Origin of the sequence: Spirillospora sp. CA-108201, from assembly GCF_050936235.1 — a bacterium.
In the GTDB taxonomy this organism is placed as follows: Bacteria; Actinomycetota; Actinomycetes; order Streptosporangiales; family Streptosporangiaceae; genus Spirillospora.
On the sequence record NZ_JBNJNE010000001.1, the window covers coordinates 5,655,199 to 5,673,931 of the forward strand.

23 protein-coding genes and 1 pseudogene are annotated in these 18,733 nt (G+C 72.2%); 13 read left to right on the plus strand and 11 right to left on the minus strand.

Annotation, left to right across the window (positions count from 1 at the left end; all coding sequences use genetic code 11):
• Positions 1-71: 71 nt before the first annotated feature.
• Positions 72-1,274: a PP2C family protein-serine/threonine phosphatase gene (locus tag ACQEU6_RS27185; RefSeq protein ID WP_499335876.1), complete on the plus strand. Its 1,203-nt coding sequence runs from the start codon at positions 72-74 to the stop codon at positions 1,272-1,274.
• A complete protein-coding gene (locus tag ACQEU6_RS27190; protein WP_499335877.1) occupies positions 1,271-2,944 on the plus strand; it encodes a sensor histidine kinase in 1,674 nt (557 codons plus the stop codon). Before ACQEU6_RS27185 ends, ACQEU6_RS27190 begins: the two co-directional genes overlap by 4 nt.
• 36 nt (positions 2,945-2,980) lie before the next feature.
• Here the strand turns inward: ACQEU6_RS27190 and ACQEU6_RS27195 are convergent, their stop codons facing one another.
• Complete coding sequence (locus ACQEU6_RS27195) at positions 2,981-4,150, minus strand: PP2C family protein-serine/threonine phosphatase (protein ID WP_499335878.1); 1,170 nt, start codon at positions 4,148-4,150, stop codon at positions 2,981-2,983.
• Between the two features lie 95 nt (positions 4,151-4,245).
• Between ACQEU6_RS27195 and ACQEU6_RS27200 the strand changes: the two genes are divergently transcribed.
• The 3 genes from ACQEU6_RS27200 to ACQEU6_RS27210 all read left to right on the plus strand — a co-directional run bounded on the left by ACQEU6_RS27200 (position 4,246) and on the right by ACQEU6_RS27210 (position 6,380).
• A complete protein-coding gene (locus ACQEU6_RS27200; RefSeq protein ID WP_499335880.1) occupies positions 4,246-4,719 on the plus strand; it encodes a MarR family winged helix-turn-helix transcriptional regulator in 474 nt (157 codons plus the stop codon).
• 152 nt (positions 4,720-4,871) lie between these two features.
• The gene (locus ACQEU6_RS27205) at positions 4,872-5,678 is read left to right on the plus strand and encodes a L,D-transpeptidase (RefSeq protein WP_499335881.1); all 807 of its coding nucleotides are present in this window, start codon (positions 4,872-4,874) and stop codon (positions 5,676-5,678) included.
• Between the two features lie 45 nt (positions 5,679-5,723).
• Positions 5,724-6,380, plus strand: coding sequence for a choice-of-anchor P family protein (locus ACQEU6_RS27210; protein WP_499335882.1), 657 nt, complete (start codon positions 5,724-5,726; stop codon positions 6,378-6,380).
• Positions 6,381-6,450: 70 nt separating this feature from the next.
• On the opposite strand, the gene ACQEU6_RS27215 is transcribed toward ACQEU6_RS27210, so the two are convergent.
• The 3 genes from ACQEU6_RS27215 to ACQEU6_RS27225 all read right to left on the minus strand — a co-directional run bounded on the left by ACQEU6_RS27215 (position 6,451) and on the right by ACQEU6_RS27225 (position 8,430).
• Complete coding sequence (locus ACQEU6_RS27215; protein ID WP_499335883.1) at positions 6,451-6,846, minus strand: ATP-binding protein; 396 nt, start codon at positions 6,844-6,846, stop codon at positions 6,451-6,453.
• Positions 6,847-7,732: 886 nt separating this feature from the next.
• The gene (locus ACQEU6_RS27220) at positions 7,733-8,020 is read right to left on the minus strand and encodes a hypothetical protein (protein WP_499335884.1); all 288 of its coding nucleotides are present in this window, start codon (positions 8,018-8,020) and stop codon (positions 7,733-7,735) included.
• 32 nt (positions 8,021-8,052) lie between these two features.
• Positions 8,053-8,430 carry a DUF1801 domain-containing protein gene (locus ACQEU6_RS27225; RefSeq protein WP_499335885.1) on the minus strand — a complete coding sequence of 126 codons (378 nt, stop codon included), beginning with the start codon at positions 8,428-8,430 and terminating at the stop codon, positions 8,053-8,055.
• Between the two features lie 121 nt (positions 8,431-8,551).
• Here ACQEU6_RS27225 and ACQEU6_RS27230 point away from each other — a divergent pair, with 121 nt between their 5' ends.
• Positions 8,552-8,758, plus strand: coding sequence for a cell division protein SepF (locus ACQEU6_RS27230; RefSeq protein WP_499335886.1), 207 nt, complete (start codon positions 8,552-8,554; stop codon positions 8,756-8,758).
• A gap of 4 nt (positions 8,759-8,762) precedes the next feature.
• On the opposite strand, the gene ACQEU6_RS27235 is transcribed toward ACQEU6_RS27230, so the two are convergent.
• From ACQEU6_RS27235 to ACQEU6_RS27245, 3 genes are read right to left on the minus strand one after another with little or no spacing between them, the layout of a single operon-like run.
• A complete protein-coding gene (locus tag ACQEU6_RS27235; RefSeq protein WP_499335887.1) occupies positions 8,763-9,923 on the minus strand; it encodes an acyl-CoA dehydrogenase family protein in 1,161 nt (386 codons plus the stop codon).
• Positions 9,923-10,564: a carboxymuconolactone decarboxylase family protein gene (locus tag ACQEU6_RS27240; RefSeq protein WP_499335888.1), complete on the minus strand. Its 642-nt coding sequence runs from the start codon at positions 10,562-10,564 to the stop codon at positions 9,923-9,925. Before ACQEU6_RS27240 ends, ACQEU6_RS27235 begins: the two co-directional genes overlap by 1 nt.
• Positions 10,548-11,120 carry a VOC family protein gene (locus ACQEU6_RS27245; protein ID WP_499335889.1) on the minus strand — a complete coding sequence of 191 codons (573 nt, stop codon included), beginning with the start codon at positions 11,118-11,120 and terminating at the stop codon, positions 10,548-10,550. Before ACQEU6_RS27245 ends, ACQEU6_RS27240 begins: the two co-directional genes overlap by 17 nt.
• A gap of 116 nt (positions 11,121-11,236) precedes the next feature.
• Between ACQEU6_RS27245 and ACQEU6_RS27250 the strand changes: the two genes are divergently transcribed.
• From ACQEU6_RS27250 to ACQEU6_RS27260, 3 genes and pseudogenes are all read left to right on the plus strand, one after another.
• Complete coding sequence (locus tag ACQEU6_RS27250; protein WP_499335891.1) at positions 11,237-11,857, plus strand: TetR/AcrR family transcriptional regulator; 621 nt, start codon at positions 11,237-11,239, stop codon at positions 11,855-11,857.
• Positions 11,858-11,864: 7 nt separating this feature from the next.
• Positions 11,865-12,544, plus strand: a pseudogene (locus ACQEU6_RS27255) (phosphotransferase family protein); the annotation flags it as partial.
• A 201-nt stretch (positions 12,545-12,745) separates the two neighbouring features.
• Positions 12,746-13,186 (plus strand): DUF6285 domain-containing protein, encoded by a 441-nt coding sequence (locus ACQEU6_RS27260; RefSeq protein WP_499340359.1) that lies wholly within the window; start codon positions 12,746-12,748, stop codon positions 13,184-13,186.
• A 67-nt stretch (positions 13,187-13,253) separates the two neighbouring features.
• On the opposite strand, the gene ACQEU6_RS27265 is transcribed toward ACQEU6_RS27260, so the two are convergent.
• Together ACQEU6_RS27265 and ACQEU6_RS27270 are read right to left on the minus strand one after the other, a co-directional pair.
• Positions 13,254-13,697 (minus strand): lamin tail domain-containing protein, encoded by a 444-nt coding sequence (locus ACQEU6_RS27265; protein ID WP_499335892.1) that lies wholly within the window; start codon positions 13,695-13,697, stop codon positions 13,254-13,256.
• A 159-nt stretch (positions 13,698-13,856) separates the two neighbouring features.
• Positions 13,857-14,615 (minus strand): SDR family NAD(P)-dependent oxidoreductase, encoded by a 759-nt coding sequence (locus ACQEU6_RS27270; protein ID WP_499335893.1) that lies wholly within the window; start codon positions 14,613-14,615, stop codon positions 13,857-13,859.
• A 232-nt stretch (positions 14,616-14,847) separates the two neighbouring features.
• Between ACQEU6_RS27270 and ACQEU6_RS27275 the strand changes: the two genes are divergently transcribed.
• The 4 genes from ACQEU6_RS27275 (at position 14,848) to ACQEU6_RS27290 (ending at position 17,398) form a co-directional block, all read left to right on the plus strand.
• Positions 14,848-15,624 (plus strand): helix-turn-helix domain-containing protein, encoded by a 777-nt coding sequence (locus ACQEU6_RS27275; RefSeq protein WP_499335895.1) that lies wholly within the window; start codon positions 14,848-14,850, stop codon positions 15,622-15,624.
• Position 15,625: 1 nt separating this feature from the next.
• A complete protein-coding gene (locus ACQEU6_RS27280) occupies positions 15,626-15,817 on the plus strand; it encodes a DUF397 domain-containing protein (RefSeq protein ID WP_499335897.1) in 192 nt (63 codons plus the stop codon).
• Between the two features lie 501 nt (positions 15,818-16,318).
• Positions 16,319-16,906 carry a hypothetical protein gene (locus ACQEU6_RS27285; RefSeq protein ID WP_499335900.1) on the plus strand — a complete coding sequence of 196 codons (588 nt, stop codon included), beginning with the start codon at positions 16,319-16,321 and terminating at the stop codon, positions 16,904-16,906.
• A 75-nt stretch (positions 16,907-16,981) separates the two neighbouring features.
• Complete coding sequence (locus ACQEU6_RS27290; protein WP_499335902.1) at positions 16,982-17,398, plus strand: hypothetical protein; 417 nt, start codon at positions 16,982-16,984, stop codon at positions 17,396-17,398.
• Between the two features lie 45 nt (positions 17,399-17,443).
• Here ACQEU6_RS27290 and ACQEU6_RS27295 read toward each other — a convergent pair whose 3' ends face one another.
• Entirely contained in the window at positions 17,444-18,187 is a 744-nt protein-coding gene (locus ACQEU6_RS27295; RefSeq protein ID WP_499335904.1) for an ATP-binding protein, read from the minus strand.
• A gap of 341 nt (positions 18,188-18,528) precedes the next feature.
• A complete protein-coding gene (locus tag ACQEU6_RS27300; protein WP_499335905.1) occupies positions 18,529-18,726 on the minus strand; it encodes a DUF397 domain-containing protein in 198 nt (65 codons plus the stop codon).
• Positions 18,727-18,733 lie beyond the last annotated feature (7 nt).

Consider the following 18,733-nt stretch of genomic DNA (forward strand, 5'->3'; position numbering starts at 1 on the left):
AACATTTGCTCGATGGCAAGGGCCTCCCACCTGACATCGACCCGGCCGCGCCGGACAGAAGGAGCTGAGACATGGCCGCGATGCCCAGTCGCGGTGCGGAGCGGCTCCTCGGTGTCGCCGGTTCCCCGCACCTCCTTCTCGTCGAGGACGACCCCGGCGACGCGTTCCTGTTCGAGGATCTGCTGACCGAGGCGCAGCCCGGCCTGCGCATCACCGTCGCGGCCACGCTCACCGAGGCCCTCGCCGCGCTGCGGCCCGACATCCAGTGCGTCATCGTCGACCTGTCCCTCCCGGACGCGCAGGGCCTCGACGCCCTCCACCAGGTGCGCGAGCACGCGCCGACCACCGCCGTGCTCGTCCTGACCGGGCTCGCCGACGCGCACGTCGGCGTCGCCGCCGTCGCCGCGGGCGCCCAGGACTACCTCGTCAAGCAGGACGTGGACGGCGCGCTGCTCACCCGGGCGATCAGCTACGCGATCGAGCGCAAGCGCGCCGACGAGTCCGAGCGGCAGCTCGTCGAGGCACGGGCGCTCAGCAGGGAGAACGCCCGGCTGGAGCGCGGCCTGCTGCCCGTGCCGATCCTGCACGACCGGGCGCTGCGGCACCACACCCGGTACCGCCCGGGACGTGACCGGGCGCTGCTCGGCGGCGACTTCCACGACACCGTGGAGACCGCCGACGGCGCCGTGCACGCCGTGATCGGCGACGTGAGCGGGCACGGCGCGGACGAGGCGTCCCTCGGCGTCCGGCTCCGCATGGCGTGGCGGACGCTCGTCCTCGCCGGGCACACCGGCCCGCGCCTGCTCGACACCCTCGACGCCGTCCTGCAGCACGAGCGGTGGGGCGACGAGATCTTCACGACCCTCTGCATGGTGACGATCGCGCCCGACCGGCGCACCGCCCGGGTGCACCGGGCCGGGCACCCGTGCCCGCTGTTCTTCTCCCCGGGAGGCGTGGAGGCCCTCCCGGACGAGCCGCGGGGCCCGGCGCTCGGGCTGCTCCCGGGCGCCCGGTGGCCCGCGGCCGACCTGGAGCTCGGCGACGAGTGGGGGCTGCTGCTCTACACCGACGGGCTGATCGAGGGGTCCGCCGGCGAGGGAGGCGGGCACCTCGACCTGGCGGGCCTCCTGCACCTCGCCAGGACCGCACACGAGGAGGGGAGGCGCGGCGACGTGCTCGTCGACGGGCTCATCGCGGAGGCCGAACGGCTGAACGGGGACGTCCTGTCCGACGACCTCGCCCTGCTGATGCTGAGCCGGGGGGACGGCCGGTGACCGCCCCGGCGTCCGCCGGGACCGGCGGGACGGCCGGGCGGCCGCGGGCCGCCGGGCCGGGCGCCCTGCTGCCCGGCGCGCGGATCCCCGAGGGCCGGGGGATGGGCCGGGTCCGGCTCGTCCAGATCTACCGGATCGGCTCCGCCGTCCTCGGCGCCCTCCTGCTGGCCGCGTTCGTGCAGGCCGGGATGGCGCTGTACGGCAACGAGCAGGCCCGCGACGTCCTGATCGAGCGCGTCGACCCCGCGGCGCTGGAGCAGTTCCGGCTCTCCACCGCCGTCTCCGGCCAGGACATCGCCATCCGCGCGTACGCCGAGGAGGGCGGGCGCGAGCACGTCGAGCAGTACCGGGCCGCCGTGCGCCAGGAGGCGGCGTCGGCCGCGCGCATGCGCCGCCTCCTCGCCGACGTGCCCGGCCACGGGGAGGTCGACCGGCTCCTCGCCAAGGCGACGGCCGACTCGCGCGCCTGGCGGACCGGGTTCGCCGACCGGATCGCCGCCGGGCCCGGCGGCCGGGGCATCGGCCGCGGCGAGAGCCGGCAGGCGAGCCGCCTGCTCGTGCAGGCGCGCGGCGACATGACGCCGCTCCAGGCCGGCATCACCGCGCTGCACGACCGGGCCGCCGCGAAGCTGAACTCCCGCGCGAGGACCGCCCAGTGGTCCACGTTCGCCGCGCTCGCCACGGTCGTCGCCGCCGCGCTGCTGCTCGCCGTCCTGTTCCGCCGGACCGTGCTGACGCCGGTGTCGACCCTGACCGGCCGCGTCCGCGCCGTCTCCGAGGGCGACTTCGGGCACCGCCTCGACGTCCCCGGCCCAGCCGAGATCAACGAGCTGGCGGCGATCATCGACGCGATGCGCGCCCGGATCATCGAGGAGTGGCGCACCAGCGAGGACAAGTCCCGCCGCCTCGACGAGCAGACCGAGGAGCTGCGCCGCTCCAACGCCGAGCTGGAGCAGTTCGCCTACGTCGCCAGCCACGACCTGCAGGAGCCGCTGCGCAAGGTCGCCTCGTTCTGCCAGATGCTCGAACGCCGGTACGACGACCGGCTCGACGACCGCGGGCGGCAGTACATCGCGTTCGCCGTCGACGGCGCCAAGCGCATGCAGGCCCTGATCAACGACCTGCTGAGCTTCTCGCGCGTCGGGCGGACGTCGCGCCCCGAGGACTCCGTCGACCTCGACGACGTCGTCCGGCAGGCGCTGGACAACCTCTCCACGCTGCGCGAGGAGACCGGCGCCGAGGTGGACGTGGCGGAGCTGCCCGACGTGCCCGGCGACCGCACCCAGCTGGTCCAGCTGTTCCAGAACCTCGTCGGCAACGCGATCAAGTTCCGCCGGGAGGGCGTGCCGCCGCGCGTCGTCATCGACGTCCGCCGCGCGGGGGACGAGTGGGAGTTCGGCTGCGCCGACAACGGCATCGGCATCGAACCCCGCTACGCCGACCGGATCTTCCTCATCTTCCAGCGGCTGCACTCGCGCGAGGAGTACACCGGCACGGGCATCGGCCTGGCCCTGTGCAAGAAGATCGTCGAGTACCACGGCGGCCGCATCTGGCTCGCCGCCGGGGACGCCGCCCCGGAAGCCGGCGCCTCCGGGACGACGTTCCGGTGGACGCTGCCCACCCAGCCGTCCACCGGTGGACAGGACGCGGACGCGGATCCGGACGGCTGAGCCGCCGGCGACCCGGCCGGGGCGGGCGAGGGATTCTCAGTCCTGCCCGGCGTCCGGGTCGCGGCCCGTCCAGTCGACGCACACGATCACGGCGTCGTCGGACGGCTCGGTGCCCTCATGGAAGCCGACGTAGTGCCGGACCATGGTGCGCACGGCCTCGGGCGGATCCTGCAACCGGGTGGCGCGCATCGCCTGGGGCAGCCCGGCGTCGCCGTACAGGGCGCCGCCGGGCGACCGGGCGGCGTGCACGCCGTCGCTGACGATGACCAGCCGGTCGCCCGGCTCGACGGCGAACTCCTGGGGCACGTAGCGGGTGTCGCCGAACATCCCGAGCGGCATCTGCGCCTCGAACCCGATCCGCTCCGTGGCGCCGCCCCGCATCCGGGTGATCACCGGTGAGCCCGCGTCGATGGCCCGGACCCGCCCCCCGGCGAGCTCGAACTCCAGCAGCAGGGTGTCCACGAGCCGCTCGCCCCGGTACCGTCCGAACACCGCCTCGTCGGCGAGCTCGGCCTGCTCGGCGATGTCGCCGCCGGACCGGCGGGCGTTGCGCAGCGCGCTGATCGCCAGATGGGTGAGCTCCGCGGACTCGGTGCCCGACCCCATCCCGTTGCTGACCATCAGCGTGAACCGGTCGCCCGCGGCGGCCCAGTCGTAGGCGTCGCCCCACACCGCGTACGCGGGTTCGAGCTGCCCCGCGAAGCAGATCTCGGGCGCCCGGTAGGCGGGCGCGGGCAGCATGTCCCACTGCATCTCGGCGGCCAGCGTCAGCCGCGTCCGCCGCCGCACGCGCCGGTACAGGTCGGTGGCCTGGTCGGCGATCTTGAGGGCGCGGGCGAGCACCCCGGCGAAGTCGTCCAGCCAGGACGGCCCGCCGTCCGGAAGCCGCACCGACAGGATCCCGATCCGCTCCCCCTTCACGGTCAGCGGCAGGTGGGCGAGCCCGTCCGCGTCCTCCCGGACGGCCCGCTGCGACGCGAACGCCCGGCCCGGCGCGGTGTTGTCCACGGGGACGTCGTCGCTGGCGGTGAGCGTCCGGACGAGGAACGTCTGCCGATAGTCGATCATCAGGATCTCGGTGTCGGCGCCGCCGGCGTACCGGTCGAGGACGTCGGCCGCGACGGCGATCACCTCGTTCGGCGCAGCCGCCCAGATCGCCTTCCTGGCCGCCTCGAACGGCCCGTTCTCCGCGCGTGCACCGTGCATCTCGATCCTCGCCCCGTCGCCGCACGGCCCCGGCGCCCGGCGGACCCGCAGGTCCAGGGATGCCGTGGGCGACGTCGTGTGTAACAGTGGAGGGCATGGTGGCCACGTCGGGTGAGGACGCCGCGGAGTCCGCGACTGCACTCGACGACGCGGCCTCCACCCTGCTGAACGTGTGGTCGCGCGCCCACAATGCCCCGGATGTCCCTATTCCGTCCACGCAACTGCGCGCGCTTTTCGTCCTGGAGCGCGGGCCGGTCAACATCAGCCGGCTGGCGGGGGAACTCGGCGCTCTGGTGTCGTCGGCGAGCCGGCTCTGCGACCGGCTGGAGGCCGCCGGGCTGCTGTCGCGCGACCCGGGCCGCGACCGGCGCCAGGTCACCGTCCGGCTGAGCGCCGACGGGCAGGCGCTGCTCGACCGGCTCCGGCTGCGGCGGCGCGAAGAGCTCACCCGCGTGCTGGCCGAGATGCCGGCGGCCGCGCAGGCCGCGCTGCTGTGGGGGCTCGCCGAGTTCCACGACGCGGCCGCCCGCCTGGAGGACGACGGCGGTTCCCTCTCCATGCTCGCCTGAACCGTCCATGGAATCCGTTTTCCCCGAAAAGTCATGACTCTCCGCAAAGAGCCTTCCAAATAGAGCATTATCTACATTTACAACGGCGCCCTCTCGGAGCGTTTTCGCAATTCTCGTTACGGCCGCCCTCACCGCTACTAACATCCCCGCTCATGGCGACCATACGTGCCCCTCGGCATTTCCTGCGCGCCGTCACCGCGGGCGGGATCACCGCTGCCGTGCTCCTCTCCGCCGGCGGCTGCGGCGGCTCCTCCTCCGGGCACGGCACGGCATCGGCCGGGACCGGAGGCGGGAACCCCGCGCCCGCCAAGGCCCCCGAGGCCACGACCTACAGGACCCTCGCCGGCGCTCCGGCCGACACCACGCCCGACGGCGCCACCGACGGCCTCGTCGTGCACCCGACCAGCCCGGCGCCGGTGTTCGACCGTCCGGCCGGCCACCGCTTCGCCACCCTTCCCACCACCGAGCTCGGCGGCCCCACGTGGGTGCCCGTGGTGGAGACCTCGGGCGACTGGCGGAAGGTGCTCCTGCCGAGCCGTCCCAACGGGGCCGCCGGATGGGTTCCCGGCACCGCGCTGAAGACCGCGCACACGCCCTACACCGTCCGCGTCGACCTCACCCGCAGGCGGCTCGTCCTGGAGAAGTCCGACCGCCCGGTGGGCCGCTGGCCCGTCGCGGTCGGCGACGCCAAGACCCCGACGCCGACCGGCCGGACGTTCGTCATGGCGACGCTCGCTCCGGCCGAGAAGACGCCGAGCCCCATCGTCCTGCCGCTCGGCGCCCACTCGGCGACCCTCGACACCTTCGGCGGCGGTCCCGGCACCGTCGCACTCCACGGCTGGCCCGACACCTCGGTGTTCGGCAAGGCCGTCACGCACGGCTGCGTGCGCGTGCCCGCGGACGCGCTGAAGGCGCTGTCCCGGGTCCCGCTCGGTTCCCTGGTGTTCGTCACGGCCTGACCGGCCGGCACCACTCCCAGCTCTCACCAGAATCGGAGTACGTTCATGCGTCACATCCCTGCCGTCAAACGGATCGCCGCCACCGGTCTGCTGGCCACCGGCCTCGCCGCGTCCGTCGCCCCGGCCACGGCGTTCGCCGCCGCCCCCGGCAGCGAGGGCTCCGCGTACGGGCTGACCGTGACCGGGCCGCTCGCCGTCCCCCCGGTGCCCGCCGTCTCCTCCAGCACCGGCCGGGTCAGCAAGAGCCTGCTCCGCGAGGACCGCACCAAGCTGGTCAAGGCGTCCGCGCTGGACGTCGACGCCTCCGCCTCCCGCGCCCGCTCGGCCGTCGCGCACCTGTCCGTCCCGTCCGCGAAGCTGCTGGCCGACGCCGTCACCGCCAAGTGCACCGCCGGGCAGGGCGGCGCCCACCTCGCCCGCGCCACCCTCGCCGGGAAGCACCTCGACTCCACCCCGCCGCCCAACACCACCGTCCCCGTCGACGTGGACGGCCTCGGCCGGACGGCGCTGGTCCTCAACAAGCAGCAGCGCATGGCCGACGGCCGCCTCGCCGTCACCGGCATCGAACTGACCCTGCCCGGCAGGAAGGGCGCCATCCGGGTCGCGTCCGCCACCTGCGGCAAGCCCGCGGGCCCGGCGCATCACCCGTCCGAGGCCCCCGCGCCGAAGCCGGTCAAGCACGACCTGCCGGTCACCGGCTGACCCGCGGGAAGAGCCGCGGCCCGGCGGGCACCAGCCCGCCGGGCCGCTCCATGCCGCCGGCCCGATGCCGTCAGCTCGCCAACGACTTCTCGAAGTGCACGATCGACCCGTTCCGGTGAGCGCGCCCGGCGATCTGGACGCCCTCCGTGAACGCCCTCATCAGGCGCAGCCCCCGCCCGTGCTCGGCCAGCGGCGGCGCCTCCGCGCGCTCCCACGCCGCGCTCCCGTCCGCTCCGTCCGCCGTGCCCCCGTCGATGACGTCCACGACGCACCGCGCCCCGTCCATCCGCGCCCGGACCTCGTACTCCATTCCGGCCGCGGCATGCTGAATGACGTTCGCGCACGCCTCACCCAGCGCCAGCGCGATATCGGCACGGACCTCGGAGCCCACTCCGAGCCCGCGGAGAGAGGCGTCGAGCGTGTGCCGCACCAGCGGAGCGCTCTCTGCGTTCCTCGGCAGGGTCATTTCAAGAACGACCTCCATGCCAATCGCCTCCGTTCCCTCTAGCACACAGATTTCCCAGAGCCAACCGAGAGAAACCACGTCCATTGCTTTTCGCATCGGAGACCGAACCACCGCCCCGAAGCCCCGAGCCCCACCACACGACCGCACCCGAAGCCAGACTCAGCAAATCGAGACCCCGACCACCCGCAAGCTCAATCAGCCCCCACTACGGCAACAACCTCAGCCACCGGCGCACCACGCGACAACCCGGGGACCCGCGATCGCGTCCGAAGGCAGGTTCAAGCGAAGCAAGAACCTGATCGCGCAGCGAGCCCCTGGGCGAGTCGAAGCGATGCCAGCGATCGCCCGCAGTGCCCGACGGTGGAGGGCCCCCCGACCTCAGCCACCGGCGCACCACGCGACAACCCGAGGACCCGCGATCGCGTCCGAAGGCAGGTTCAAGCGAAGCAAGAACCTGATCGCGCAGCGAGCCCCTGGGCGAGTCGAAGCGATGCCAGCGATCGCCCGCAGTGCCCGACGGTGGAGGGCCCCCCGACCTCAGCCACCGGCGCACCACGCGACAACCCGAGGACCCGCGATCGCGTCCGAAGGCAGGTTCAAGCGAAGCAAGAACCTGATCGCGCAGCGAGCCCCTGGGCGAGTCGAAGCGATGCCAGCGATCGCCCGCAGTGCCCGACGGTGGAGGGCCCCCCGACCTCAGCCACCGGCGCACCACGCGACAACCCGAGGACCCGCGATCGCGTCCGAAGGCAGGTTCAAGCGAAGCAAGAACCTGATCGCGCAGCGAGCCCCTGGGCGAGTCGAAGCGATGCCAGCGATCGCCCGCAGTTCTCGACGATGGAGGGCCGCCAGGCCCGAAGGAGGAGAGCACTGCAATCAATAAGCACTACTCATCGATCCACTTGCCGTGGGCTTCCCAGGCGGCCTGTTTGCTGACGCCCATCGCGCCGCCGATCTGGGCCCAGGAGGCGCCGGCGCGGCGGGCCGAGCGGACGGCGAGCTGCCGGCCGTAGACCGCCTTCCGCGCGATCACCTCGCCCAGCGCGAGGAGTTCGAGCACCTCCTCGCGCTGGAGCGGCGGTTCGCCGACGGCGTCCCGCACCCACAGCTCGTCGTACCGGGCCGCCGCGCTCGTCAGCGTGATGTCTCGCTCGATCCCATCTGGTGTGACCATGATCCGAGTGTGCGCGTCAAGTCGTCCTGACGTCAAGTGCTCTTGACATCCGTTTCCAGGTCGCGCGCCTGCTTCACCCAGCCGGCGAACAGGTCGGCGTCGACGTCGTCCGGGATCCGCAGCTTCACGCCCGCCATCTGCCTGGACATGGCCTCCAGCCGGCCGGAGCCGTCCTCGATCAGCCGGCCCTTCCAGAAGCCGAGCGTCACGTGCCCGGGGTAGGCCTTGAGGAAGCAGACGGGCTTCCGGCCCGGCCTGTCCCCCAGGCTCCAGGTCGGCTGGCCGTGCCAGAGCGCGGGCTCGACCTCGGGCAACGCCTCGCCGACCAGAGCGAGAGCCTTCTCCAGGACGTCCCTCAGGCCCTCCGGCACGTCCGCCGCGTACTCCTGAACATTCGCGTGCTTACCCATGTCGATCCCCTTTCGTCACCTACGCGTCGCTCGGCGGACGGGGGGATCGACATCCGGGCGAGATTTCTTTCCTGTGGCGTGGGTCATTTGACCCCGCGAGGGCGCCGGGCAGACTGGAGCCGTGGTCAAGTCGCTGCGTCCGCAGAACTACAACGAGGTCCTGTACGTGGGGCACTTCTTCCGCAAGGGCGTGCCCGTCCTCATGGACCTGACGGATCTTCCGGACGGCGACGCCAAACGCCTCGTCGACTTCGCCACCGGCCTGGTCTTCGGCTGCGGCGGCGCGCTCGACCGCGTCGACCGGAAACTCTTCCTCCTCCAGCCCTGAGACGTCACTCCTGGCGCATGGCCTTGAGGATGCGCTTGGCGGTGCTCTGGATGTGCACCTCGTCGGGGCCGTCGTAGATGCGGGCCTCGCGGGCGTGGCGGTACATGCGGGAGAGGGGGGTGTCGTCGGTGAGGCCGGCGGCGCCGTGGACCTGGATGGCGCGGTCGATGACGTCGTGCAGCATGCGGGCGCCGACCACCTTGATGGCGCCGATCTCGATGCGGGCCTGGTCGCCCGCGTCGATCTGCTCGGCGGCCTGGAGGGTGAGCATGCGGGCGGCCTGGATGTCGGTGTAGGAGTCGAAGACGTGCTGCTGCATCAGCTGCTTCGCCGAGAGTGGCTCGCCGAACGCGACCCGGGAGCCCAGGCGCGCGCACATCAGCTCGAAGGCGCGCTGGGCCTGGCCGAGCCAGCGCATGCAGTGGAAGATGCGGCCGGGGCCGAGGCGCTCCTGCGCGATGACGAAGCCGTGGCCGCGCGGGCCGAGGAGGTTGTCCGCCGGGACGCGGACGTCGTTGTAGGCGACCTCGTAGTGGCCGCCGTTGAGGCCGAGGACGGGCGTCTCCCGGACGATCTCGTAGCCGGGCGTGTCCGTCGGGACGACGATCATGCTGAACGAGCGGTGCGGGGGCGTCCCCTCGGGCTCGGTCCGGCACATGACGGTGGTGTAGGCGGCCTCGCCGGCGCCCGTGGTGAACCACTTGCGGCCGCTGATGACCCAGTGGTCGCCGTCCAGGACCGCTCTGGTCCGAAGCTGGGTCGGGTCCGAGCCGGCATGGGCGGGCTCGGTCATCGCGAAGCTCGGGGAGACCTCGCCCGCGACCATCGGGGCCAGGTAGCGCTCGCGCCAGCGGGGGCTCGCGTACCTGTGCAGCATGAGCGAGTCCTGGAGGGTGAACGTGCCGAGGGCGAGCTGCCCCCACTCACTGCGTCCCTGCACCTCGTTGACGTAGACGTAGTCGAGGAACGGCATGCCGCCGCCGCCCAGCTCGGCGGGGTGGCCGAGCGCCCAGAGGCCCTCGTCCTTCGCCTCCTGGCGCAGCTTCAGGAGTCTCTCGCGGTCGCCCGCGTTGAGGGCCGGCTCGGCCGGTTCGACGCGTTCGGTCATGAAGGCGTGGACGGCGTCGCGGACGTCCCGGACGCGGCCCGGAACGGGGAACAGCATCAGCGCTCCCCGGTGAGGTCGGCGGAGATGTCGCGGTCGCCGTACCCCTCGGGCGCCGCGACCTCGACGACCGGTTCGGGGCGGTCGTCGAACTCCAGCCGCAGGGCCCGGGACATCGTCGCGTGCATGTCGTACATGCAGGTGATGTAGGTGAGCTGGAGGATCTCCTTGTCGGGCAGATGCTTCTGCAGCGCCTCGAACACGGCGTCGGGCACGCGGCCGCCGTCCAGGACGAGGCAGTCGGTGTAGGCGAGGACGGCCCGTTCGAGAGGCGAGTAGCAGTCGGCGGTCTGCCAGTGCGGGATGGACTCGATCTTCTCCTCGGGCATGCCGAGGGCCCGCATCTGCTTGCAGTGCTGGGAGAAGACGAACTGGCTGCCGCGCGCCCACCCGGCCCGGCACTGGCCGAGCTCGCGCAGGACGGGGTCGAGGTCGGCGCCCCGGTACAGGGCGAAGCCGCGCACGGCGTGCCGGAACACGTCCGGGGACTGGGCGAACACCGTCCACCAGTCGCCGGGCGAGCCGGTCGCGGTGCCGTGGTCCACGGCCGGGTCGCGGCCCGGCGCGAAGAGGCGGTCGTAGAAGAACAGGATCTGCTCGTCGGTGACCTCGGCGCGCGGGACCTCACGCAGTCGCGGCATGCTCGTCCTTCCCGGCGGCCCGGTCGGCGGCGGTCTTCGGCTCGTGGGAGACGTCGGAGGCGTCGAACGTGCGCGTCCAGCAGGCGAATTCGAGGAGGATCCCGTCCGGGTCCTGGAAGTAGAACGACCGGACGAAGACGCCCTCGTGCACGTCGCCGGAGACGCCCAGCGGGCTGTCGTCGTGGTTGAGGACGGGGCTGACGGTGACGCCCTTGTCCCTGAGCCGCCGCCGGTACTCGTCGAACCTGTCGGTCGGGACGTGGAACGCGACGTGGTTCATCGATCCGACGGCGCTGAGCAGTTCGCCCTGCTCGGGACGCCCCCTGGGGGCGGAGACGCCCGGGACGCCGTCCGGCGCGTCCGGGAACCAGAAGAACGCCACGCAGTCGCCGCCGCCGCAGTCGAAGAAGAAGTGCTGCCCCATGCCGCCCGGCAGGTCGATGGTCTTGATCAGGGGCATGCCGAGGACGCCGGAGTAGAAGTCGACCGTGCGTTTCATGTCCGACGACACCAGCGCCAGATGGTTGATGCCGCCGAGCTCGAACTCGGTGTTCATGGAACCTCCTTGCGGCGGGTGAGCGCCGCGGAAGTTGACTTGACAGTCATATCAACTTGCCTGATGCTCGATTACCGTTCCCGGGTTGTCAACCCCCGGCGAGAGGAACCACGGCGATGCCCAGCGGCGACGATCCCGGCGGCCGGCCGCTCACCGAGCGCGGCGCCCGGACCAGGCAGCGCCTGCTCGCGGCCGCCCGCGAGGTGTTCGAGGAACGCGGCTTCCTGGAGACCCGGGTCGCGCACATCACCCGGCACGCGGGCGTCGCCTACGGCTCCTTCTACACCTACTTCCCCACCAAGGAGGCGGTGTTCCTGGAGGTCGCCGACCGGCTGTTCGAGGAGATGACCGACCACGCGCTCGTGCCGTCGGCGGGGCCGGGCCCCGCCGACCGCGTCCGCCGCGCCAACCGCGCCTACTACGAGGCGTACCTGCGCAACGCCCGGATGATGGCGATCATCGAGCAGGTCGCCACCTTCAACGAGGAGTTCCAGGAGCTGCGGCGCAAGCACCGGGCCTCCTCGGTGGGACGCTCCGCCCGGGTGATCGCGCGCTGGCAGCGGGAGGGGCTCGTCCCGTCCGACCTCGACGCGGAGACGGCGGCGGGCGCCCTCGCCACGATGGTCGACCACTCCCTGTACCTGTGGATCGTCCAGGGCAGTGATCCGCGGGGCGCCGAGCGTCTGCTGGAGACCCTGGACGCCCTCAGCGTCCGCGCCCTCGGCCTGCCCGACTAGGAGAGCCATGGATCCGACCCGCGATCTCGCCGCCGCGCTGGCGGACCGGCTCGGCGCGCGGGTCACCGGGCTGCGCCGGCTGTCCGGCGGCGCCAGCCGGGAAACGTGGTCGTTCGACGCGGGCGGCCGTCCCCTCGTCCTGCGCCGCGACCCGCCCGGCTCCCTCGACCCGACCGCGATGGGCCGCGAGGCGGGCCTGCTCGCCTCCGCCGCGGCGGCCGGCGTCCCCGTCCCGGGGCTGGCCGACCACGGCGACGACCTGGACGGCACCCCCTACGTGATCATGGAGTGGCTGTCCGGGGAGACGATCCCGCGGCGGCTGCTGCGCGACGAGCGCCTCGCGGGCGTCCGTCCCGGCCTGGCGCGCGAGCTGGGCGGCATCCTGGCCCGGCTGCACACGATGTCGCCCGTCGCGGGGCTGCCGGACGACGACGCCCTCGCCGCGCTCACCGAGCACTACGGGGCGTTCGAGGCCCGTCCGGCGGTGGAGCTGGCGCTGCGCTGGCTGAGGGGGACCACCGCCCGGCCCCCGGCGCCCGGACGGTCGTCCACGGCGACTTCCGCAACGGGAACCTGATGATCTCCCCCGACGGCGTGACCGGCGTCCTGGACTGGGAGCTCACCCACCTCGGCGACCCGGCCGAGGATCTCGGCTGGCTCTGCGTCAAGGCGTGGCGGTTCGGTTCCCCGCACCCCGCCGGAGGCTTCGGGACGCGCGAGGACCTGCTCGCCGGCTACGCCGCCGCCGGAGGCGCCGCGCCCACGCTCGAAGACCTCCACTGGTGGGAGGTCTACGGCACCCTCCGCTGGACGATCCTGTGCCGCCACCAGGCCGAGCGGTTCCTCAGCGGCTCGGACCCCTCGATCGAGTACGCCGTCCTGGGCCGGATGGTCTGCGAGCAGGAGCACGACCTGCTTCTCACGCTGGGATTGACGGAGCCGACGGCCGTTCGGGATCCGTTGGAGAACGCGGTCGCGCCGGACAACGCCCCCCACGACCGGCCGGACGCGCACAGTCTCATCGACGCCGTGGGCGCGTTCCTCGTCCAGGCCGAGCAGCCCGACGACCGGCTCCGCTTCCATGCCCGCGTCGCCGCGTCAGCCCTCCGCATGGCCCGTAGGGAACTCCTCCTGGGCGACGCCCACAGAGTCGCCCACCGGAATCGGCTGAGACCCCTCGGATGCGCGACCGACACCGAACTCGCGGAAGCCGTCCGGGCGGGGACGCTCGACGACCGGACGGACGAGGTGGTGGCCGCGGTACGAGCCTCGGTGACCGACAGGCTGACGGTCGCGAACCCCCGCCACCTCTCCCTCCCCGGCGCCTGACCCCCGGACGGCGGCGAGCCACCGGCCCGGAGGACCGGTGGCTCGCGCTCAGGGCGACGCGGACCGTTCAGCAGTACTTCGAGGAACCCGTCCGACCCCACGAGCACTTGTCCGCCACCCGGCCATCGGAGTAGAGGAGGTACGCGGTGTCACCGGTGTTGTTCCACACGTACCATTTCCGGCCCCAATAGCGGTGCGTCGCGCTGTTGGAGCCCCTGCCGGTGTGGATGTAGACCGACTTGCGGCCCTTCAAGGTGAAGGAACCGAAGGTGTACGTGTACCCGGTCTTGTCGCGGACCTTGACCCCCTTCAAGCTCTTGGACGACCTCGACGTGTTGAACAGCTGCACCCATTCGCCGTTCAGCGACGCGTTCGACCCCTTGTCGCTCCCGGGCGAGTCGTAGTACACCCGGTAGATCTGCACGGCGCTCGCGGCCTCCGCCGGCGTCGCCACCAGCACCCCGCCCGCCACCGCGACGGCGGCGGCCCCCGCTACGAGAAGCTTCCTCACCCCTGGGCATCCCTTCGGTCGACGAATCACTAGATGTACCGGTATTCGCCCATCCGTAGGGGGTTCTGGCCATGTCCGGGCCGGAGGCCAACCACGGGCCGCGACCGCGCGTCCCACCTACCGCGTTGTCCCAGGTGGTCCGGGGAAACACGGAGGTTCTCAGGCCTCCTCGGGATCGCGGCCGACCGCGTGCCGGCCCCCGTCCACGGGCACCACGGCGCCGTTGACGAAGCTCGCCTCGTCCGAGAGCAGATAGGCGACGGCGGCGGCCACCTCGTCCGGCCGTCCCACCCGCCCGACCGGGTGGAGCAGGCGCATCTCGTCCTCGATGCGCGCGGCCTCCCCCGGTTCCTGCCGCCGGAGGAAGCCCTCGTACCGCTCCGTGGTGATCGACCCGAGCGCGACGACGTTCGTCCGGACGCCGCGGGGCCCGTAGTCGACGGCCAGCGCGCGGCTCAGCCCCTCCACCGCCGCCTTCGCCGTGGCGTAGGGCAGCGAGCCGCGCACCGGGCGCTGCGCCTGGTGCGACGAGACGTTGACGATGGCGCCGCCCGTCCCCGCCTCCAGAAAGCGCCGGACGGCGGTCACGGACCCCACCACCGCCGGCTCGAAGTTCATGGCCACGAGCCCGAGCAGCTCCCTCGGGGACGGATCGGCGGCGTCCCGGAACACGGCCGCGTTGTTGACCCACCCGGCGAGCGTCCCCGCCTCCTGCGCCGCGTCGGCGGCCCGCTCCGCGACCTCCTCGTCCGCCGCGCTCCCCACGACCGCGGTCACGTCCGTCCGGTCCCGGGCCCAGCCGACCGCCGCCGCGTCCATCTCGATCACGACGACGTGCCCGCCGTCGGCCGCCAGCCGCTCCACGATCGCCCGCCCGACGCCGCGCCCTCCGCCGGTCACCACATGCGCTCGAACCACGCCGCACCCTCCCCTCGGCCTTCTCCATGATCACCCTCGGCGCGACGACGGCACCAGGCGTCCGGGCCCCGGGCACCGGGGGCGGTGGTGTCCGTGCGGCCCTCTCCGGACGTTTCCGCTGACGCGGCCCGCGATCCGCACTCTCCGCGATAGATTCGCTACGTTCCGGAATGGTTCGCGACAAGTCGGAGGGGACATGCATGCCCGCGACTCATTGGACCCGTCACGCTCGATGTGGCATTTCATAGCGTTGCATCTGCGCCGCTACCGCGAGGCGAACGCCATGTCGGGGCAGGCCCTCGGCGACATCCTCGACTGCGACCGCTCGACGGTCTCCAGGTACGAGTCCGCGACGCTACGGCTCAAGCCGTCCCACGCCGAGACCGTCGACCGCCTCTGGAGCACCAGTGGCATGTTCACCGACCTGGTCGGATTCGCCGGCCTGGCCGACGAGGGCGACTGGCTCTCATCCCTCGCCGAGTTCGAGCGGCGCGCGTCCCGCATCCGCATGTGGGAGCCCATGGTGATCCCGGGCCTGCTCCAGACCCCCGACTACGCCCGGGCGGCGCTGGCCGCCGGTCCGGGCAACGACCCGAACGCCGACCTGGAGCGGCGGATGGCCCGCGGGTCCGCCGTCTTCGACAGGGAGGCGCCGCCCCGCGTGACGGCGTTCCTGAACTGGGCCGCGCTGGCGCAACTGATCGGCTCGCGCGAGGTCATGCGCGACCAGATCACCCACCTCCTGGCGCTCGGCGAGCTGCCGCGGGTCAGCATCCGGGTGGTCGAGAACCAGGCGGGAGCCCACCCGGGGCTCGACGGCCCGATCACCGTCCTCACGGTGGACGACCGCGATCTCGCGTATGACGAGGCCACGACGCGGGGACGGTTCCTGATGGATCCGCTCGCCGTCCAGGACGTGGTCGTCAAGTACGACTCGATCAGCGACATCGCCTCCCCCGTCGGCCCTTCCAGACTCCTGCTGGAAGCCGAACTGGAAAGATGGACATGACATGACCCCTTGGCGCAGGTCGAGCCGCAGCGGCACCAGCGGGCAGTCCAACTGCGTCGAGGTCGCGCGGCTGTCCGGCGCCATCGGGATCCGCGACAGCAAGAATCCGAGCGGCCCCCGGGTGACGCTCTCGGCCGACGACTTCCGCCGGCTCGCCGCCGACATCAGGCGCGGAACCCACGACGCGCCCTGACGCGCCGTCCATCGAATCGAGCGCCGTAGCGACTCTGGCCCGGGCCTGCCATAAGCCGCGCCCAGAAATATTCATGAACACATGGCGCGAGTCAAGGGATCGCGGTTCGGACGGCAGTTCACCCGCCCCGAGAAGGCGCGTCTCCCGAACTTATCGTGTGGACGTCGGCGAAGACCTCGCCGTGCCGGCGTTTAACACCCTCGGCGAAAGTTTCCCACAGTCCGGACGCCCGGACAGGATCAAGTTCCGTGCCCGCGACCTGCGCCGACCCGCATCCATGCCCTATAAAGGTCCCGCTGGCGGGACCTTTATAGGCGTTCCCTAACACGGGGCGCGACAGTATCCAGGATCGAATGGAATAAGTCGAGTCGCGGCGGGACCGGCGGGACCGGCGACGCCGTCCACCTGTGGCCGCCCATCGGAGCATTACCAAGGAAGCACCCATCTGCAATCGTGCTGAGGTGAGGAAGGTCCCCGTCATCTCGTGAAAGGTGATCGCCGGTGGCGAACGTACTGGAAGAACGCGGAGGTCTGCGGTCGGTGGTGCATTTGCTCAACACGCGTCACCACCGCGCGGCCCTGAACATCTACGCATTCATCGTCATCGCCCACTGGGCCGAGCACATCGTCCAGGCCATCCAGATCTGGGTGCTCGGCTGGCCGGTCCCCGAGGCGCGCGGGGTGCTGGGCGTGCCGTTCCCGTGGCTGGTCACCTCGGAGTGGATGCACTACGGCTACGCCCTGATCATGCTGGTCGGGCTCGCCCTGCTGCTGCCCGGGTTCACCGGACGGGCCCGCACCTGGTGGGGGATCTCCCTCGGCATCCAGGTCTGGCACCACTTCGAGCACCTGCTGCTGCTGGTGCAGGCGATGTCCGACTCCAACCTCGCCGGACGCCCCGCGCCCACGAGCATCATCCAGCTCCTGGTGCCGCGCGTGGAGCTGCACCTGTTCTACAACACGCTCGTCACCATCCCCATGGTGGTGGCGATGTACCTGCACCGCAGGCCGAACGAGTCCGAGCGCAGGGTCATGCGCTGCTCGTGCGCCGCGCCGATGCAGCGCAGGCCCGTCCCCGAAGCCGCGTGACGGCCGGTGACTCTCGAGGAGTCGCGGGTCGCGCCGCCCCGGCGCACGCGGGGCGTCTCACCGTTCGGAGTGCTCATGGCGGTGTTCGGCCTGGGCCTGATGTACCTGGTGGTGCCGAACGCCGGGCCGATGCTGCGCGCGTCCCAGGCCGGAAAGGGGACGCCCGGCGTCTTCACGGCGCGTGAGAGGAGCTGCATCCGGCATCCCGGTCATGAGGCGTGCACGCTGCGCGGGGCGTTCCGCTCCGACGACGGCTCGGTGGAACGTCCCACCGTGGCTCTGTACGGCAGCGGCAAGGGCCTGCGGGAGGGGGGCACCGCCCGGGCCCGCGACGTCGGCCGCTCGGGGACCGTGTACCTGCGGGACGCGTCCCACGAGTGGATCATGAATGTGGTGCTGCTGGTGGCCGGCGGCCTGCTGGTCTTCGTGGGCCTGCGCCGGCTGCCGGCGCGCCGCGGGCGGGGAGCCGGACCGCCGGCGGCGAAGGAGTGAGTGCGGGGGCGGCGGCGCGGGTTCGGCGACCCGCGCGGGCCGGTGTCAGGCGGGTGAGGACTCGCAGAGTTCGACGATCCGCTCGCAGGCCTCGGTGATGTCGTTGACCGGGAGGCCGCCGGTCTCTCCGGAGCCGGTGCGCCATCGGAACCGGGCCGCCTCGCACCAGACGGTCAGTCCGCGGCCGTCGGTGAGGGCGGCCCTGCCCGTGCCCTCCGGCTCGAAATGACCGAGGCCCCGCTGGACGAGCAGGGTCCGGAGGTCCTTGGCGGCGTAGGGGCCGTCGACCCTCCACACGCGGCGGCGGCGGACGGCGTGCGGGAGCGGCAGGGCGAACCAGGTCGCCTTGCCGCGGACCGCCGGCGTCCGCAGCCGCGACCGGGACGGGTGGTGACCCCACCGGCCCTGCGTCAGAAGCTCGACGATCTTCAGACCGCGGCCGTGGTCGGAGGGGACGGTGCCGCCGGGGCGCCAGTCCCTGCGCGTGTCGAACGCCTTGACCACCAGTTCGTCGCGGCCGTGGCCGTCGCCGCGCTGGTAGACCCAGAGCTCGGCGCCCGAGGTGCCGTCGGAGGGAAGCGCGTGTTGCAGGACGTTCGTGGCGAGCTCGCTGACCATGAGCTTGATGTCGTGGACGTCCTGCACGGACAGGCCGAGGGCCGGGAGGAGGGCCGTGACATGGGAGCGGGCGACGCGGGCGATGGAGTCGTCGGCGGGCAGGGGCAGTGCGGCGCAGCCGCCGTCCTCCAGTCTCCAGGGGATCTCGCACATCGTCGCGGCCTTCGTCATGGCGCCCACCCTCGGGGTTGCGGAGACATTCACATTCGGACAATCGCGACATGTGTCTCTTGCTTCGCGAACCGCTATGTGTGAATCACAGATCTACCCTCGCACATCTTCCGTCGCCGGGCCCGCATCATGGCGAGAAAGTTGCAACTGTGAGTGAGACGTTCACTCATACACCCAAATGCCCCCATACCACGCTTCGTCCCGGCGTCCCCTGCGTGTACCGGCGGTGCCGGGACCGGCCGTCCCGCACGCTGTAGCGTGGTCGGCGCCTGAGAGAGGGCCGCACACATGAAAGATCCCCCAGGGGTGCCACCCTGGGGGATCTCGTGTGCGGCCCGGCCTCAGCGGTCGTAACGGCCCGCCCGCACGTCGTCGAGGAAGGCCGCGAGCACGGAGCGGGGGACGACGTGCGCCCCGGCCTCCGGCGTCCTGCTGTCGCGCAGCGCCGCGGCCGTGTCGAGATCGGCGACCTCGACACACCCCCCGTTGCTGCTGGCGCTGGCGGTCGCCTTGACCCACCGTGCCTGAGAGAGGTCCATGTCGGTG